The 17,211-nt window shown below is 36.2% G+C and carries 14 protein-coding genes, 3 tRNA genes and 1 rRNA gene; 14 read left to right on the top strand and 4 right to left on the bottom strand.

The window, feature by feature from the left end:
- From JSS34_02160 to JSS34_02135, 6 genes are all read left to right on the top strand, one after another.
- On the top strand, positions 1–454 hold a 454-nt coding region (locus JSS34_02160), incomplete at its 5' end, for a transposase (GenBank protein MBS0185145.1).
- A gap of 301 nt (positions 455–755) precedes the next feature.
- Entirely contained in the window at positions 756–1,700 is a 945-nt protein-coding gene (locus tag JSS34_02155; protein ID MBS0185144.1) for a hypothetical protein, read from the top strand.
- A 250-nt stretch (positions 1,701–1,950) separates the two neighbouring features.
- Positions 1,951–2,027 (top strand) — tRNA-Arg (locus tag JSS34_02150).
- A gap of 328 nt (positions 2,028–2,355) precedes the next feature.
- Positions 2,356–3,853, top strand: a 16S ribosomal RNA gene (locus JSS34_02145).
- Positions 3,854–4,021: 168 nt separating this feature from the next.
- A tRNA-Ala gene (locus JSS34_02140) sits at positions 4,022–4,097 on the top strand.
- 42 nt (positions 4,098–4,139) lie between these two features.
- A tRNA-Ile gene (locus JSS34_02135) sits at positions 4,140–4,216 on the top strand.
- Between the two features lie 226 nt (positions 4,217–4,442).
- Here JSS34_02135 and JSS34_02130 read toward each other — a convergent pair.
- From JSS34_02130 to JSS34_02115, 4 genes are all read right to left on the bottom strand, one after another.
- Entirely contained in the window at positions 4,443–5,432 is a 990-nt protein-coding gene (locus JSS34_02130) for a hypothetical protein (protein ID MBS0185143.1), read from the bottom strand.
- Positions 5,433–5,460: 28 nt separating this feature from the next.
- On the bottom strand, positions 5,461–6,498 hold the full coding sequence (locus JSS34_02125; GenBank protein MBS0185142.1) for a DUF2125 domain-containing protein: 1,038 nt from the start codon (positions 6,496–6,498) through the stop codon (positions 5,461–5,463).
- On the bottom strand, positions 6,479–7,066 hold the full coding sequence (locus tag JSS34_02120) for a 1-acyl-sn-glycerol-3-phosphate acyltransferase (protein ID MBS0185141.1): 588 nt from the start codon (positions 7,064–7,066) through the stop codon (positions 6,479–6,481). Before JSS34_02120 ends, JSS34_02125 begins: the two co-directional genes overlap by 20 nt.
- A 241-nt stretch (positions 7,067–7,307) precedes the next feature.
- Positions 7,308–8,054 carry a YdcF family protein gene (locus tag JSS34_02115; GenBank protein MBS0185140.1) on the bottom strand — a complete coding sequence of 249 codons (747 nt, stop codon included), beginning with the start codon at positions 8,052–8,054 and terminating at the stop codon, positions 7,308–7,310.
- 901 nt (positions 8,055–8,955) lie between these two features.
- Between JSS34_02115 and JSS34_02110 the strand changes: the two genes are divergently transcribed.
- From JSS34_02110 to JSS34_02075, 8 genes are all read left to right on the top strand, one after another.
- Positions 8,956–10,122 carry a transporter substrate-binding domain-containing protein gene (locus JSS34_02110; GenBank protein ID MBS0185139.1) on the top strand — a complete coding sequence of 389 codons (1,167 nt, stop codon included), beginning with the start codon at positions 8,956–8,958 and terminating at the stop codon, positions 10,120–10,122.
- A gap of 268 nt (positions 10,123–10,390) precedes the next feature.
- Entirely contained in the window at positions 10,391–11,542 is a 1,152-nt protein-coding gene (locus JSS34_02105) for a transporter substrate-binding domain-containing protein (protein MBS0185138.1), read from the top strand.
- 25 nt (positions 11,543–11,567) lie between these two features.
- Complete coding sequence (locus JSS34_02100) at positions 11,568–12,509, top strand: FAD-dependent thymidylate synthase (GenBank protein ID MBS0185137.1); 942 nt, start codon at positions 11,568–11,570, stop codon at positions 12,507–12,509.
- Between the two features lie 84 nt (positions 12,510–12,593).
- Positions 12,594–13,757: a transporter substrate-binding domain-containing protein gene (locus JSS34_02095; GenBank protein MBS0185136.1), complete on the top strand. Its 1,164-nt coding sequence runs from the start codon at positions 12,594–12,596 to the stop codon at positions 13,755–13,757.
- Between the two features lie 49 nt (positions 13,758–13,806).
- Positions 13,807–14,961 carry a transporter substrate-binding domain-containing protein gene (locus JSS34_02090; GenBank protein MBS0185135.1) on the top strand — a complete coding sequence of 385 codons (1,155 nt, stop codon included), beginning with the start codon at positions 13,807–13,809 and terminating at the stop codon, positions 14,959–14,961.
- Positions 14,962–15,259: 298 nt separating this feature from the next.
- Entirely contained in the window at positions 15,260–15,730 is a 471-nt protein-coding gene (gene rpsF, locus JSS34_02085) for a 30S ribosomal protein S6 (protein MBS0185134.1), read from the top strand.
- Between the two features lie 109 nt (positions 15,731–15,839).
- Positions 15,840–16,106 carry a 30S ribosomal protein S18 gene (locus JSS34_02080; protein MBS0185133.1) on the top strand — a complete coding sequence of 89 codons (267 nt, stop codon included), beginning with the start codon at positions 15,840–15,842 and terminating at the stop codon, positions 16,104–16,106.
- A gap of 47 nt (positions 16,107–16,153) precedes the next feature.
- Entirely contained in the window at positions 16,154–17,152 is a 999-nt protein-coding gene (locus tag JSS34_02075) for a hypothetical protein (GenBank protein ID MBS0185132.1), read from the top strand.
- The last annotated feature ends 59 nt before the right edge of the window (positions 17,153–17,211 follow it).

Raw genomic sequence — 17,211 nt, 5'->3', positions numbered from 1 at the left:
CAAAAACCAAGCAATCCTTGTTGTGGAAAAGTTGAAAATCGGCAATATGTCAGGGTCTGCTAAAGGAACGAAGAAAGAACCTGGACGCAATATAAAGGCAAAAGCAGGAGTGAATCGCTCTATTCTCGATCAAGGATGGGGAGAGTTCATCCAATACTTGGGCTATAAGCAGAAAGAACGGGGTGGCCTCTTAATTTTTGTTGATCCTCGGTACACAAGTCAAACATGCAATCGGTGTGAATATGTAGATGCGACCAATCGCACCTCACAAGCCATGTTTAAATGTCAATCTTGTAGACACGAAGATCATGCGGATGTAAATGCAGCGAAGAACATATTAGCGGCAGGGCATGCCATGCTCGCCTGTGGAGAAGAGGTAAGACAAACTCTATCAAAAGTAGAGAAGGCAGCTTCGATGAAGCAGGAACCACCCTTAAATCACCGTGTTGCGTGAATTTAAGGAATCTCGTTCTTTTAAGGACGAGAGGATGTCAATATAAGCTCGGGAACCAGCTCGGATCTTTCAAAAAAGGATAAAATGATCCGCTTCTCATGATTTCTCATAGGATCATAAAGAAACGAGCTTTCATCAGGTTTAAATGAGTCTCTGCCTTTTCTGACAACGCAGGTTCATTGATATTATTTAAATATTTCAGAAGGATTGATAAATTCCTTGAAATGAGGAAACGATGTTCTTATATTTTAGAAAGGTGTTTATATATATTTAAAAAAGACATTTTTAAAGAAATTTTAAAATGAGAACGGGATTAATTTTTCGAACAATTGCCATCGTTCTGTGTTGCAAAGCTGCTTTTGCAATGGAGGCTTTTGAACAAGGTAACCAAGAAGAAATCGGAAGAATATGCGCTCAAAAAATCCAGCAGTTTCAACATAACCCAGAAGTTGTTGAAAAATTTATTATGTTACAATCTTGTTTGGGGGATTGTTTTTGGAATTCAGTTTCTGATGGTTCCTATGAACAAGCTTTTAAAGCAATTAGACCTTATCTTGGAGAAGTCAAGGAAGAAGGTGCTGCTGCTGACGGCAGAGCACGTATACTTCAAACAGAAATGGGTGATACCGTATTTTCTCTAAGAGACATGAACTTAGCAGCGTCTGGAAGCCTTTCTAAAAAATTTTTGGGAACTTTGGATAAAATTCGAGAAAATCCTGCTCTTGAAGGAATGAAAAGTCAGATAATGCCTATTTGGCGTCATCTTGAAAGTCTTCCAAATATGATGGATGTTCACGTTCTTGATGCTTATGTTGGGGCAAACTTAAAAAATGTCATCGAGATTGGAAAGACACTCAGGATTGGAAATCCTGATCTTTCTTTTGAGGATGTTCATGTAAATATGAAGCGTTATTTTCAGGAAAATCCGATCACGTTGAAACTCAATGGAGAAGTTATTCCTCAAGCTACGTTTTTAGGGTATGTTGATAATGTGTTTCAAGCAGATTTTAAAAGCCAAGGTGCCTTGTTCCAGGAGCTTGTTTCACGTTCATGGAGCTTTGCGATTGAAGTGCGCACAGAAAAGTATCATCATACAGGAAAATTTGAAGATGGTTTTTTAACCGAGCTTGCGTCTGGGATCGTTGAAAACTATGTCACAGGTGAAGGATGTCTTGAAGAAAGGGTAAATCGATTTTTTGCAGCTTATGTTCGAATGATTTATGATGCGATACACCGTGCTCAATAGGATATTTTTTACTAATATCAATTAATTAAGTGGAAAATAGTAAAATAATTTCTCTTTCTCTTGAAATTTAAATCGAGAATACCTATCTCTCTTTAAGGACGTAAAATCCTTAAAAAAATTTAGATTTTTGAAAATGGTTAAAGAGATTTGGTATTTTAAGAGAAATTTGTTTTCTTAAAATAAAATCAAGAATATTTTTCTTGAAAACCAATTCAGCTTGCAGTAGGGTGCCGGAGACGTTTCTAAAAATGCGCCCGTAGCTCAACTGGATAGAGCACCTGACTACGGATCAGGAGGCTAGGAGTTCGAATCTCTTCGGGCGCGCCATTTCAGCTTGATTTTCCTTGAAAAAGGGCTTTTTTAAAATTTAATTTAAAAAAAGTAAAAAAAAAGCTTGAAAAGATCAAAAGAATTGATTAGGTTACGTTCTACCGGGCGACGGACCTTTTTAAAAGGTTTAAATTGTTTCGGAAAATTGTTCTTTGACATTGTAGAAAAGTAAGAGAAATCTATAATTAAATGTAAAAATTTAATTATGTTAAAAATGGGATGCATAGGCAGAAGCTATATCGATTAATATAGTTTGCTGTATATGTATTTAAGACAGCGTAAATAAATTATATTCGTCAAGATTTAAAGTTTTATACTTTAAAGTGAACATGAGAGTTTGATCATGGCTCAGAACGAACGCTGGCGGCACGCCTAACACATGCAAGTCGAACGGAGTATAAACTTCGGTTTATGCTTAGTGGCAAACGGGTGAGTAACGCGTGGGAATCTACCCATCAGTGGGGAACAACTTCGGGAAACTGAAGCTAATACCGCATACGTCCTTAGGGAGAAAGACTTCGGTCGCTGATGGAGGAGCCCGCGTTAGATTAGGTAGTTGGTAGGGTAATGGCCTACCAAGCCTACGATCTATAGCTGGTCTGAGAGGATGGCCAGCCACACTGGGACTGAGACACGGCCCAGACTCCTACGGGAGGCAGCAGTGGGGAATATTGGACAATGGGGGAAACCCTGATCCAGCGATGCCGCGTGAGTGAAGAAGGCCTTCGGGTTGTAAAGCTCTTTCAGTGGGGAAGATAATGACGGTACCCACAGAAGAAGGACCGGCTAACTTCGTGCCAGCAGCCGCGGTAATACGAAGGGTCCTAGCGTTGTTCGGAATTACTGGGCGTAAAGGGCGCGTAGGCGGCCTATTAAGTCAGGTGTGAAAGCCCCGAGCTTAACTTGGGAACTGCACTTGATACTGGTAGGCTAGAGATCGGAAGAGGTGAGTGGAATTCCTAGTGTAGAGGTGAAATTCGTAGATATTAGGAAGAACACCAGTGGCGAAGGCGGCTCACTGGTCCGATACTGACGCTAAGGCGCGAAAGCGTGGGGAGCAAACAGGATTAGATACCCTGGTAGTCCACGCCCTAAACGATGAGTGCTAGATGTCGGTGGGTAACCATCGGTGTCGTAGCTAACGCGTTAAGCACTCCGCCTGAGGAGTACGGTCGCAAGATTAAAACTCAAATGAATTGACGGGGACCCGCACAAGCGGTGGAGCATGTGGTTTAATTCGAAGCAACGCGCAAAACCTTACCAGACCTTGACATGGGTACTATGAGCTTGGGAATCTGAGCTCTTCACTTCGGGTGGGTACCACACAGGTGCTGCATGGCTGTCGTCAGCTCGTGTCGTGAGATGTTGGGTTAAGTCCCGCAACGAGCGCAACCCTCGTCTTTAGTTGCTAACGGTTCGGCCGAGCTCTCTAAAGAAACCGCCGGTGATAAGCCGGAGGAAGGTGGGGATGACGTCAAGTCCTCATGGCCCTTATGGTCTGGGCTACACACGTGCTACAATGGTGGTGACAACGGGAAGCGATAGGGCAACCTGGAGCAAATCCCTTAAAAGCCATCTCAGTTCAGATTGCACTCTGCAATTCGAGTGCATGAAGTCGGAATCGCTAGTAATCGCGGATCAGCATGCCGCGGTGAATACGTTCTCGGGTCTTGTACACACCGCCCGTCACACCATGGGAGTTGGTTTTACCTTAAGCTGATGAGCTAACCGCAAGGGGGCAGTCAACCACGGTAAGATCAGCGACTGGGGTGAAGTCGTAACAAGGTAGCTGTAGGGGAACCTGCGGCTGGATCACCTCCTTTCTAAGGATGTGGACTTCGAAATTCTCACGAGTTTCCAGGACACATTAAAAATCCCTCAAATGAGGGTTAGCTTCTGCCTATGGATCCCTTTTTATCTCTAATGTTTTATAAAAACGCATTAACAAAATAAATTGTAAGTTTCTGCATTTTTAGATATAAAGAGTTTACGGGGGTGTAGCTCAGCTGGGAGAGCACCTGCTTTGCAAGCAGGGGGTCATCGGTTCGATCCCGTTCACCTCCACCAGTTTTAGCAGATTTAGAAAAAATTCTAATCTGGATCCATCGCGGGCTAGTAGCTCAGTTGGTTAGAGCACACGCTTGATAAGCGTGGGGTCGGAGGTTCAAGTCCTCCCTGGCCCACCATAGCCCTTTAAAAATCTTACTTTCTACGATGGTTTAAAATTTCCTTATCTTTTTTACAGATGTTTCTTTCTTTTAGAAATGAAAATAAGATTTTCTGTTAAACAAGAAGAAAATAATTTTTTTTATGTGCCTTTCGGATGAAAAACCCTAAAGGCACTTTTTAATTTATTTATAAGATGTTTTTTAACTTAGTTCTATTTTTTCTTTAAAAATTCCTTTGATTTGTTTAAGAGCGATTTAAATTTTCTCGCAGTTTTTTAAGCCAATAATTATTAAAAAAAAGGCGATCAATCTTACGCATGAGCGTATATCCATAATAGGGTATCAAAGACTCATAAATAAAGAGTTTGTCTGCACAAGGTTTTCGATGTTTCCAGGCAAGATGATTTTTCATAAGAAGGTCATCATAGGACATAAGATATTTATTTTTGGGATCTTTGTGATACAAAACAGTTAGAATAGCTTGGTCATGACAATGGCCAGCCGCATCTGGAAGAGATTCATATTTACTTGGTAGGTCTGTTAAAAGCTCTGGGTCTTGTGCATATTTAAGCCACATTTGAACAAACTCACGGGCTTCAGGCGTATTTCTAAAAATCATAAAACCAGCCCATAAAACGGAACCGTTATGACATTCTGGAGTGTCACAATTTAAAGACATAAAAACATCGCGTTTAACTTTTTTTGAGGCCCATCCCCAAATCTCTTTGTTTTCATAAACGCTGAGAAGAATAGGATGCTGTTCAGCTAATTTTATAAGAGGTGTTAGAGACGCTTTAATAAGATTTCCTGTGTCGGAATAAATAACAATTGCGTTTTCAGGAACACTTTTAAGTGTTTTTAAAATAATCCAAGGTTTCCAAAGCCAGTATCCCGCTCCTTTCGGTTGATCTATAATTTCTTTGTTTTCTGAGACAAATTGAGGATCAAGGAGAGATTTACGGTAGTTTAAGATGAAATCTACGCCGCGTCCCAGGCTTGATTGTGCAAGGGCGTATTGATTTTGAAAAAATACCTCTGGCCCATCTGCATAAGAAATAAGATAAACAGGCGCTCGAGAATTATATAGAGGAGCTTGAAAATCAGGATTTGAAAATTTTTCAAGGGGTCTTGTTGAAAGATCAGTCAAAAAGAGCAAACGTTCAGCTTTATAAAAACAAAACCCAAACCCAATACATAAAATAATCAAAAGCATAAAAAAAATTCGATAGAACATATTTAAATTGATCCTTAATAAAATGTTTTTACCAAGAAAGGGGGGTGATATCTACATTAATGAAATTCCCAAGACGAAGAATTTGATTTTGGAGTGTTAAAGGAAGCGTGATTTCTCCGGATGTTCCAGAAAGAAAACCAAGAGAAAGCTCTAAAAACAAGCGATCTTGCGTCGAGTATGTTTGATTTTGAGATAAGTGTTTTAAAAATTCAGGAATGCCTTTCACAGTCGATGTAAAAGAGCCCTCAGGATTGAGTGTATCGTCCAAGGCGAGTGTTCCCTCGAGGCTAAACGTTAAATCTCCCCATGACAGAGTTGCTTTCTCGATATCCAAAGCACCTCCCCGATCTTTCCATTGGCTTAAAATAGTTTTGAGAGACTTTTTAGGGAAATCTGAAAGATCGATTTTTTCCATAAGAAAAGCAGTAAAGGAGATGTTTTCAATATCAGGTCCAATATTTTTTGAAGATTGGTTTAAAGAAAGTTTTTTAAAAGAACCAGTTATATTTAATCCTGGTGTTTCGTAAGAAGTCTCTTCATTTTTTACACGTAAGGTCTGAGGCGTAAGGGAAAGATAAAGATTTTCGAGAGATGCGCTTGGGGATGTTAAAGTTTGAATGTTTATAAACTCAGCATTTCCCATTGCATAAAAAGACTCAGAAGAAAAATTGATATCAAAAGAAGTAGGTCCAAAAATAATATTACGTGGTTCTTTTAAAAAAGAGGCTGTTAACGTATCAAAAGACCCTTTTATTTGTTTTGAAGAGAAAGGCGAAAAAGAAAAAAGAAGAGAATCGATTTTTATAGAAAAAGAAATTGTGTTTGAAAGAAGAAGATTTTCAAAAACAAGACCCGTTGCTTTTAAGGTAATAATTGGAAAAAATTGATGAATTTTGAGTGTCTCGTACCGAATTTCTTGCCCCTGTTCTTTAAGAGATGAAAGTTTCTTTTCAAAGAGGTGTTTTGCTTGAAAGACGCTAAACGTCCAAAATCCTCCCAAAAGAAGAATTAAAATACTTAAAATTATGCTGAAAAAACGTATTCTTCTAGGAGGAGTAACGGTCATTAATAAGGTCCTTACTTCTTTCTTCTAATTGTGTTTCGAGGCATGTTAAAAATGATTTAGGATTAAGACCCGGTGAGATCGGAGGAAGGAACTCAATAATAACACAACCTGGTCGTTTTAGAAAAGATCTTCTGCCCCAAAATAATCCACTATTCAGAGCAACGGGAACAACGGGGACATTTAAAGCTTGGTAAAAAAGAGAAATACCTGTTTTATAGGGAACTTTTGCTCCTGGGGATGTTCTTGTCCCTTCTGGAAAGAGAATAATATGAGATCCTGAACTTAAAGCTTGAGCGGCTCTTAAACAAAGATTTTTGAAAGGTAATTTCTTGCGATGACGACTCAAAGGAATCATCCCTTCTTTTTTCAAATACCATCCAAAGATAGGGATATAAAGCAGCTCCTTTTTTAAAAAATAAACAGGGTTTTTCAAAATTTTATGAAACACAAAAGTTTCAAAAGTCGATTGATGTTTTGATGCAATTAGACAAGGAGTTTGAGGCACCTCTCCGCGAATTTCAAAGGTCAGGTGAGTAATATGTTTTAAAAGGAAAAAAATAATAGACACCCAAAATTGTGGGATCCATAACGTATATTTTCGTGGAAGAATTAGAAAAGGGAGAAATAAAATACTTAGACAAGCTGTTATCACAAACATACTGATATTAAAAAGTAATGATCTAGAATAGAGATTTAAAGTTTGAAAAAATGTCATAATTTTTTTTAAAGTTAAAATGAAGACCTAAGGATCTAAAGAATAAATGTGAAAAGCCTCGTTTGTAAAGCTCTTATGATTAAAAGACATATTTTTATTTCGACCAGGTTTCTTTAAAAATTAATTCTTTTAAAAAAAAGCGAATCTCTTCATAACAAATTCGAAAAATCGCAAGATTATATTTAATATATTCAGAAAAAGACAGTTTTAATGCTGGTAAAGTTTTCCACCAATAAATCCCATGAAAAAGAGACGAAAAGACGGGGTGAGGAACGAATGTTATATTTGGTAAGGCTCTCTTAAATTCTAATAAACTTCGGGGCATATGATAAATAGAAGTAACAAGACGTATAGATTTTAAAGGAGCTTGGTTTTTTAAATGGTTCAGCATGTTTTGATGTTTAATCCAAAGAGCGACTTCTTGAGCATTCTCATGCGTATTTTTTGCGTGATGACCAAGCTGCATTTTAGAAAGATCGACGGGAATATTCAGGGAAGATGCTGATTTTTTGGTGGCCTCTAAAAGAATATCAGGTCCCGTAACATTTTTTTCAACCCCTGAAATAAATAGATGTGTTGCAGCATCTTCATTTATAAGGGACAGCCCTTTTATAATACGCCCTTTCCCACCTGTTAAAACAACAAGAAGATCTGTCTTTTCATAAGGAGGAAGAGGCTCTTTAAAAAAAGAAAGATACCCAAGAAAAAATAAAAACCCTAAAGCCCAAATAAGGATAAATGAAGTTGAACTCCAGAGAAGGAGAGAGAAAAGTTTTTTTAAAAAAATAAGGATTAATTTTAATTTTTCAAAAGGTTGAGATTTTCTAATCAAGAAAGCCATAATATTATAAAGGGTCCTTAATTTAGATGAAATTAAAAAGGCAGAAGAACTTTCTGAAACTTGTTTTTAATAGACGCTTAATCATCATTGACGTGTCAGTATCTTAAAGCAAGTACTTTGTGAGCATTTTTTGCTACCCAAGCTTATGGAATTGATAAAGCTTGGCTTTCATGCGGTTGCTTTTAATTGAATCGAAAATCGATAAGGATATACATGATTTTATACCATTTCCTTTGACGTATACTTTCAAAAAAACCAATACTTTTTCGCTTATTTCATTTGTGCCGAACCCCATTAGATTGAAAAGGTCTCGTCTTATATATCATAATTTTTTATAACTTCTCTTTTTTTATAGATTGTTTTTAAAGCTCAAATTATCTATAAAAAAAATCATCAATTTTTTCTATGGTAACAATAAAATTAGCATATCTGAATCCTTAAAGCGTTTCTTTAATTACAATTTATAAAAACCTTTAAGTTTTTTTGTTTATTCTATTTGGTGATGACTCATAAAGTTAATTTCAAAGGTTTTTATATTTTTTTCTTTTTTGTCAGTTATAAATAGTATAGTCTATTTTAAGTTATAAAAAAAATTTAGAATAAGAAAGAAAGTATAAGAATCTAACCAGTTCTTTTGGGAGAAACGATGTTAAAAAAACTATTAATAATAGCTATTGCTTCATTACAACTATCTTCTTTAAGTGCAGAAGGAGCAAATTGTAATTGTTCACCTTCCAGCCCTGACTTTATTGGTTGCTGTAATACTAAGTGTGGTGCGAATACTACCTGCTCTCTCAATTGTATGGTTCACCAGGATGTATCTGACTCCCCACAAACCTCAGGAAATAATTTTTTTTAGTTTTATAAAATTTAAACAAAAATAAGAAAAGAGTAAAAAGAGATGTTTGTGCGCCTTCTTATGTTTTTTTGTTTTGTGGCATTAAGTACTTTAAGTGCAAAATCTTTTTCTGAAAAAGGAGAAGTGATTACAGATTCTTTTTTGCCTGCTAATCGTATCATTCATTTTACAAAAGATGTGCTTCCGGAAGAGATGCGCAATAAAGTTTTAACGGTGGCAATCTATGAAGAAATTCCTTTTGTATTTCCTTCAGAGGTTCCAAATGTTTATACAGGAATAAGTATTGATATATGGGAAAAGATTGCACGTGAGCTGGGTCTTTCTTTTAAATATATGCTTGTGTCGAAAGAGGAGGGGATGAAAGGTGTTGCTGAGGGGAAATATGATGTTCTTCTTGGCGCGATTCCAGATTTTGTTCAAGATGATAGCGCGCGATTTGATTACACACTTCCTTTTTATTCAGCTGGAATTGGCATTGCTATTTCGAAAGATAGTTTTTTAAGAATGGTTCTAAATTATTTTATTTCATGGGACTTTTTTAAAGTGGTTATCGGTTTTAGTATTTTTGTTATTTTGCAAACACTTACGCTCTGGTTTTTTGAACGTAAGATAAACCCTCATTATCAAGGAGGATTTTGGAGAGGAATCGGAAATGGTTTGTGGTGGTCTGCTGGAATAGGAGCTTTAAATGAAGCAGGAGATGTAAATACTCAAACTTTGTGGGGTCGGTGTATTGCTGTTTTTTGGATGTTATTGGCACTGGTAATGGTTAATATTTTTACAGGTTCTATTGCCTCAGAGTTAACAATTGGAAAGTTATCAACAAATATTCAAACAGTAGCAGATCTTCGCAAGTTAAATGTTTTGTGTCTTGATGAAAAGTCTTCAAAAAAATTTCTTAAGGAGCATTTTGTTAAATTTAAAACCGTCAGTTCCTTAGAGGAAGGCTTTGAGTTCCTTCAAAAAAATAAAGGAAGTGCATTGATTTATTCTGAACCGATGTTGAAATATATGATTAATACAACATCTTTGCCAAATATTCAGTTTGTTCATGCTGGAATAGTAAGCCAATATTATAGTATTAAAGTTCCGCGTGGAAGTAAGCTTTTGTATTCTCTTAACCAGGTCATTCTAAAACTTCTAAATGGGGAGGAAATTAAGAACATTTTATCTCGTTACTTTGGGAATGTTACAGATCTTCGGACTTAATCTACAACGTATGTTTTTTTATAAATTTAAGATAAAAATTGAACAAAAAAAGTTTTTTTCTATGTGAAAAGCTTTAAAAATGTACTGTCAGCCCTATTGATACCTCATAAAAATTGCTGTAAAATCTTTTTGCTTGCTTCTTTATCTGATAATCAAGCAGGATGTAGCACATTGAGTCACATCCACGAGAAAATACAATAAAAAATATTAAAAATTCTTAAAGAGATCATTTCAGTGATTTTTAGGAAAAAATAATAAAGGATTCCTTATGATTGCACGTATACTCTTAATTTTATTGGCTTTAAGTGTGAGTATTTTAGAAGCAGGTGTTTCATCCTCTGTTTTCTCGATAACTCAGACCAAAGTGGAACGCTTTGAAAAAAGTCGATTACCAAGTCATCTTATTCATAAAGTTTTAAACATCGCTGTGTGCGAAATGGCTCCTTTTGCTTTTCTTAAGAAAGAAAATAACTCTTATCAAGGGATTAGTGTTGATATTTGGGAATTTATTGCCCGGAAGAATGGGTTATCTTTCAAGTATATTCCCGTTACCAAAGAAGAAGGGATTAAAGGAATATCTGAAGGCAAGTATGATATTTTGTTAGGTGGAATTCCAGATTTTGTACAAGAGAAAGGGATGGCATTTGAGTATACAATTCCTTTTTATGTTTCTGGGTTGGGCGTTTCTATTTTAAAAAGTAACCCAATTAAAGTTATGATAGATTACTTTATTTCTTGGAATTTCCTAAAGTTTATTGTTTTTATTATGCTCTTTATTGTTGTTCAAACCTTTACGCTTTGGTTATTTGAAAGGAAAAAAAATCCTTATTACAAGGGAGGATTTTGGAAAGGTGTTGGAAATGGGTTATGGTGGTCAGCAGGAATTGCAACCTTGAATGAAGCAGGAGACGTTGCTACAAAATCCATAGGCGGGAGAGTTATTGCTGTTTTTTGGATGTTTGCAGCACTTATTATGATTAATATTTTTACAGGTTCAATTGTCTCAAAATTAACTGTGGGAGAACTATCATCTCACATAGAAGATTTATCAGATCTTCGGCGTATGAAAGTTCTTTGTCTTAATGGGACAGATTCAAAACAATTCTTAGATGATCATTTTATTTCCTATGAAATTGTTCCTTCTTTAAAAGAAGGGTTCAATCTTTTAAATAAAAATCAAGCCCAAGCTCTTATTTATAATGAACCTATTTTAAAATATGAGATGAAGAAATACCCAAATCCAGATATTAAATTTGTTCCTGCAGGTCTTGTGAATCAATATTATAGTTTTATGGTTCCTCAAGGAAGTGATATCCTGTATTTCCTTAATCAGGAAATTTTAAATCTTATAAACATGCAAGAAATTCAAACGATTTTGTTAAAGTATTTTGGAAGTGGACGTGATATGAGAAATGGTTAAAGCATTTTAAAGATGAGGCTAAAAAATGACATCCTACGAAGAAGAAATCCAAGAGCATCGACTGGAAACATTTCAGACCCGTCGTCCAACAGTTTTTGAATTAGAAGAAATTCTTTTTGAAATGATTCCCATTTTGGATCATGGATTTATACGTCTTATCGATTACATGGGCAATGATAGTGCAATCGTACAAGCTGCTCGTGTTTCTTATGGGCGTGGGACAAAAAAAGTCAGTGAAGATAAAAGATTGATTAATTATCTTATACGGCATCGGCACTCAACGCCTTTTGAGATGTGTGAAATTAAGTTTCATGTTAAAATGCCCATTTTTATTGCGCGACATTGGTTGCGTCATCGAACCGCGAGTGTCAATGAGTATTCTGCGCGATATTCCATTTTAGATCGGGAGTTTTATATTCCTGATCCAGGACAACTGGCAAGTCAATCCCTTCAAAATAAACAAGGAAGAGAAGAAGTTTTAAAAGGAGAAGAAGCCGCGCGTGTTCTTCAGATTCTTAAAGAAGATTCAGCCCGGTGTTATGATCATTATGAAGAAATGCTCAATGAGCATGAGGATGGAACGGTAATTGATCCGCATCGCCAGGGACTGACACGTGAATTAGCCAGAATGAATTTACCTGTCAATTGCTACACACAATTTTATTGGAAAATTGACCTTCACAACTTTATGCACTTTTTAAGTTTAAGAGGAGATGGACATGCTCAGTATGAAATTCGTGTCTATGCTCAAAAAATGCTTGAAATTTTAAAATTATGGGTTCCTTTTACCTATGATGCTTTCATGAAATACCGTCTTGAAGGTGCGCTTTTATCAAGAGATGGCTTAAAGACGCTTAAAAAAATTCTCAAAGGAGAAAGAGTCTCGCAAGAAGAAAGTGGGCTTTCTAAAGGAGAGTGGCGAGAGCTCGGAAACATGTTAGAAGTAACACTTGAGGAAAAAAATTGACCCTTGGAGAGAAGTAATGTAATCTTATAAAGACTCTTTTTTTAATAAAGACCATACATAAAAAAGAAAAGAAAGGAAGAGGGCGTGCGAACAGGGTATATCTTACTTATTGTGGGTGTGATTTTTCAGAGCATTTTTCTTAATACTAATGCTGTAAATTCTCATGAATCTTATCCTATCCTTTTATCCGAACAAGTTGAGAATTTTAAAGACATTCGAGAAACAATACCTGCCTCGCTTCTTAACAAGACCTTAAGTATTGGTGTTTATGAAGGAGCTCCTTTTGCTTTTCAAGATGAAAAAACGAAAACTTACAAAGGAATAAGCATTGATCTTTGGGAAATGATTGCGCGTAAAAATGGGTTATCTTTCACGTATGTTCCTGTGACGTTTGAACAAGGTCTTAAGGGTATTTCTGAAGAGAAATATGATCTTTTACTTGGAAACATTTCTGATTTCCCAAGAAAGGCAGGAATGAAATTTCAATACACCATTCCCTTTTATGTAGCTGGTATTGGCATTGCTTATTTAAAGGAAAGTAGTTTTCGTATTCTTTCTGATTATCTTATTTCCTGGGACTTTTTAATTGTAAGCTTGATTCTTCTTGCCTGTCTTTTTTTTCAAGCAGGCTCATTTTGGATTTTTGAGCATAAGAAAAATCCAGATTATAAGAAAAGTTTTTGGCGAGCAATTGGGAGTGGGCTCTGGTGGTCCACTGGCATTATGACCAATGCAAATATTGATGAAGGAGAAACGAAGACCTTTTTTGGAAGAATTGTTGCTGCATTCTGGATTTTCGGATCTTTGCTTGCAATGAATATTTTAATTGCGTCTGCTACATCCGTGTTAACGGTTGGAAAAATGTCTTTTGAGATTGGAGATATTGAAGATCTAAAAAGATCTAAAAATATTTTTTGCGTTGAAGGAACCTTTGGGCAACATTATTTAAATGATCATTTTATTCCCTATAAAGGCATAGCGTCTTTGGACACAGGATTAAAAGCTTTAGAAAATCGGACGGCTTCTGTGTTAATTTACTCATATCCTGCTTTGAGGTATGGATTGCTAAAACGGCAGCTTTCAGATATTGATTTAATTCCCTCAAAGCTTGGTATTCGGTATTATGGGATGGTCGTTCATGATCCAAGTCCTCTTTTAAGGATCATAAATCGAGATATTCTTGCGCTTATAAATACAGAAGAAATGGGGATTCTTGAGAAGAAATATCTCGGAGAAAGGAAGATCTGATGACTTTTCCTATGTTTATAATAAATAAGAAAAAAGGAGAAATTCTATAATGTTTAGACACTTGAAGTTATTTTTTTGTGGGATTATTTTTTCATTTTTAATGATTGATGTTTCAAGAGCAGATGAAGCTAATCCTAATTTTATCTCAGAAGAAGTTGAGGATTTTGAATCTTTTCAGGAAGTTATTCCAGCTTCTCTTCATAAAACATTAAAAGTTGGTGTTTATGAAGAAGCCCCTTTTGCTTTTCGAGATGAGAAAAAGGGAGAGTATCAAGGAATTAGTATCGATATTTGGGAGAAAATCGCGCGTAAAAATGGATTTACTTTTCAGTATTTCCCCGTCACACAAGAAGAAGGCATTAATAAGATTTGTAAAAAGGAATATGATCTCCTCGTGGGTCGCATCCCTGATTTTCCGAGAAAGCCTGGTATGGATTTTCAATATACAATTCCTATTTATGTGTCGGGCATCGGTCTTGCTTATGTCAAGCCAGGTAATTTTAATATTATTTTTAATTATCTTATCTCGTGGGACTTTTTAATGATTCTTCTGGCGCTTCTGGGATGCCTTTTTCTTCAAGCAGGAACTTTTTGGGTTTTTGAGCACAAAAAAAATCCAGATTATAAGAAAAGTTTTTGGAAAGGTATTGGAAGTGGCTTATGGTGGTCCACTGGAATTGTGACATCAGCAAATATTGATGAGGGCGAGACAAAAACCCTTGTTGGGCGTGTTGTTGCTGGATGTTGGATGTTTGCTTCTTTGCTTGCAATGAATATTTTAATTGCATCTGTTGCTTCAGAGTTAACGGTTGGAAAGCTTTCGTCACAAATTCAAGATCTGGAAGATCTAAAAAAGTTGGGGAAAGTGATCACTGTCAGCAATACATTCGGTCAGAATTTATTAGAGAAACGCTTTATTCCACATAAGATTGTTAATTCTTTGGATGAGGCGCTTAAAGATTTAGAAAATGGAAAAGCTCGAGTTCTTGTTTATTCTGAACCGCTTTTGAGGTTTTTTCTCCATGCGCATCCTATTCCGGATGTTAATTTTACATCCTCAGGCTTTGGTGTGCGTTATTATAGCATGATTGTTCAAGAGCCAAGTGATCTTTTACGCATTATAAATCGAGATATTATGGATCTTATGAATGCGGAAGCGATTGCAATAATTGTGGAAAAATATTTAGGAAAAAGAGATATCTAAAAAATTTTGAAATGGGATGTTCCCTTTAGAAGAGAAAGAAGGGAGGTCTCATTTCAAAAAAATTATGCAGAAAATACGTATAAGACTCAAAATAATATGGAAATAATATTTTGTGCAAGAATTTTGCTTGAATTAAAGAAAAAGGCTGTATATAAAGAACAGACCTTTGCGGGCTGATAAGAATTTTCTTGAAAAAGAAGGTTCTTAGATTTCGTAAAGAGAGTTTTAACTCCTTGCCGGATAATCCGGCTAGGTCCTAGAAAAGTTTCTAGGAAGAGCAAGCCATAAGGAGAGTTATATGCCCTTTTATGAATGTGTTTTTATTGCACGCCAGGATCTTACCCAATCCCAAAGTGAGGGATTGGCTCAAAAATTTTCAGAGCTTCTTAAGGATAACGGTGGAAAAGTAACCAAAGTTGAACATTGGGGACTTCGTCAGCTGGCTTATCGTATTAAAAAGAATAAAAAAGGTTATTACCATCTCATGAACATTGAGGCAACACCCGAAGTTGTTGCGGAAATGGAAAGAAACATGAGATTAGATGAAGATATATTAAGGTTTTTAACGGTCCGCGTTGATGCCCTTGAAGAAGGACCTTCCATTCAGATGCGTTATCGTCCTGAAAAAGAAGAAGGTGTATCTGCTGGTGCAAATTATCGTCCACAGGATGGGTATCGTTCTCGTCCAAACGAGTCGGTTCTTGACGAAAATAGCATGGATGATGTCAATCTGGAGGATATTGCTTCAGAGGATTTCGTTTCTGAATAAAGTCTCTACATATATTTTATAAAGATGAAAGGCATGGTATTTTATGACAAGTTATTCTGATACAAGCTCTGGGAGAGGAAATAGATCCTATGGACGTTCTGGTCCTTCAATGGAAGGAATTCCTGAAGAGTTTACGGTTGCACGTGCAGGGGTAAAGAGACCTTTTTTTAGAAGAAGAAAGACGTGTCCATTTTCAGGTGGAAATGCTCTTCCGATTGATTATAAAGATGTTCGGATGCTCCAAAAATTTGTTTCTGAACGTGGTAAAATTATTCCGAGTCGCATAACTGCTGTTTCTCAAAAGAAACAACGTGAGCTTGCAATAGCAATTAAAAGATCACGATTCCTTGCTCTTATGCCCTATGTTGTTCAGTAATTAATAAAGGCTGTTTATCTTTATTTTTTAAAATGCAGGAATTTTTGATGGGCACGCAACCCAATTCTTCCTCTGATGTCAGGGCGTTTCTTTTCTCATCATGGAAAGGAAGAATGGGACTTGCGATTGGGGCTGGCCTTTTAAGTTGTTTATTGTCTCTTAGTTTTATTGTGAACCCTTTCCTTGGGCTTATTTTTTCAACCTGTGCTCTTCTGCCTATTTTTTTGAGTGGATTTACGTTAGGTGTCGAAGGTGCCGTAATTTCAGCGATCACACTTTGTATTATTGAGGGTCTTCGAGGAAATATTGTGATGCCGCTTATGAGCATGACTTTTATTGTTCTGGCTATTCGGCAAAGTCTTTTGGTTCGTCGTTCAAATGGAAAGCTTTTTTTCTACCCCATAGGACGTTTTGTTACTTTTCTTTTAATGTTGACGCTTCTTTTTTTGATAGGAATAGTGGTGGGGACAAAGACTTTTTTTCTAAAAAGTCTTTCTCTTTCCTATCATGTCAATTTTACTTCTTTTGAAGATCTTATTTCTTTTTATGTTCAAGAATTTATTAAAAACGCAGGCTTGCAAGCCCAATGGGGAAAAGAGGGGGTCTCTTTAATTGTAAATTATGGGCTTTCTTTTTTATTGATTTCTTGGGTTTTACATTTATTTGTTAATGTTATGATTTCTTTATCTCTTTTAAAAGACCGCTCTTGTGCTTTAAGACCTCCTTTTCTTATGCAAAATATAACGCTTCCCGTGTGGTATCCCTGCTTATTAGTGATATCCGTGGGTTTAATTTTTATGGGAGAAGACCTTTCCTATCTTGGCAAAAATGCATCTCTGCTTGTCATTATGGGATTTGTATTTCAAGGATGTTCTCTTGTACATCTGCAGGTTCAAAAGTGGTTTAAAAATCAAGTGGTCTTTCAAAGAATTACGCTCGGTTTTTTTTATGGAAGTATGATCATTATGTTGCCATGGTTTTTAGGAGTTGCAGCTTTAGGAATTTTAGATCATTTTATGAACTTGAAAGCACGTCTCTCATCATGATTTTTTATGAGCGGTTTCTTAAAAATTGAAAAGTTGAATTGTTTAACATTAAGGAGTGA

The sequence above is a fragment of the Pseudomonadota bacterium genome, assembly GCA_018242545.1.
In the GTDB taxonomy this organism is placed as follows: Bacteria; Pseudomonadota; Alphaproteobacteria; order 16-39-46; family 16-39-46; genus 16-39-46.
The sequence above is the reverse complement of the archived record's forward strand: the minus strand, read 5'-3'. Positions and strand labels throughout refer to the sequence as shown.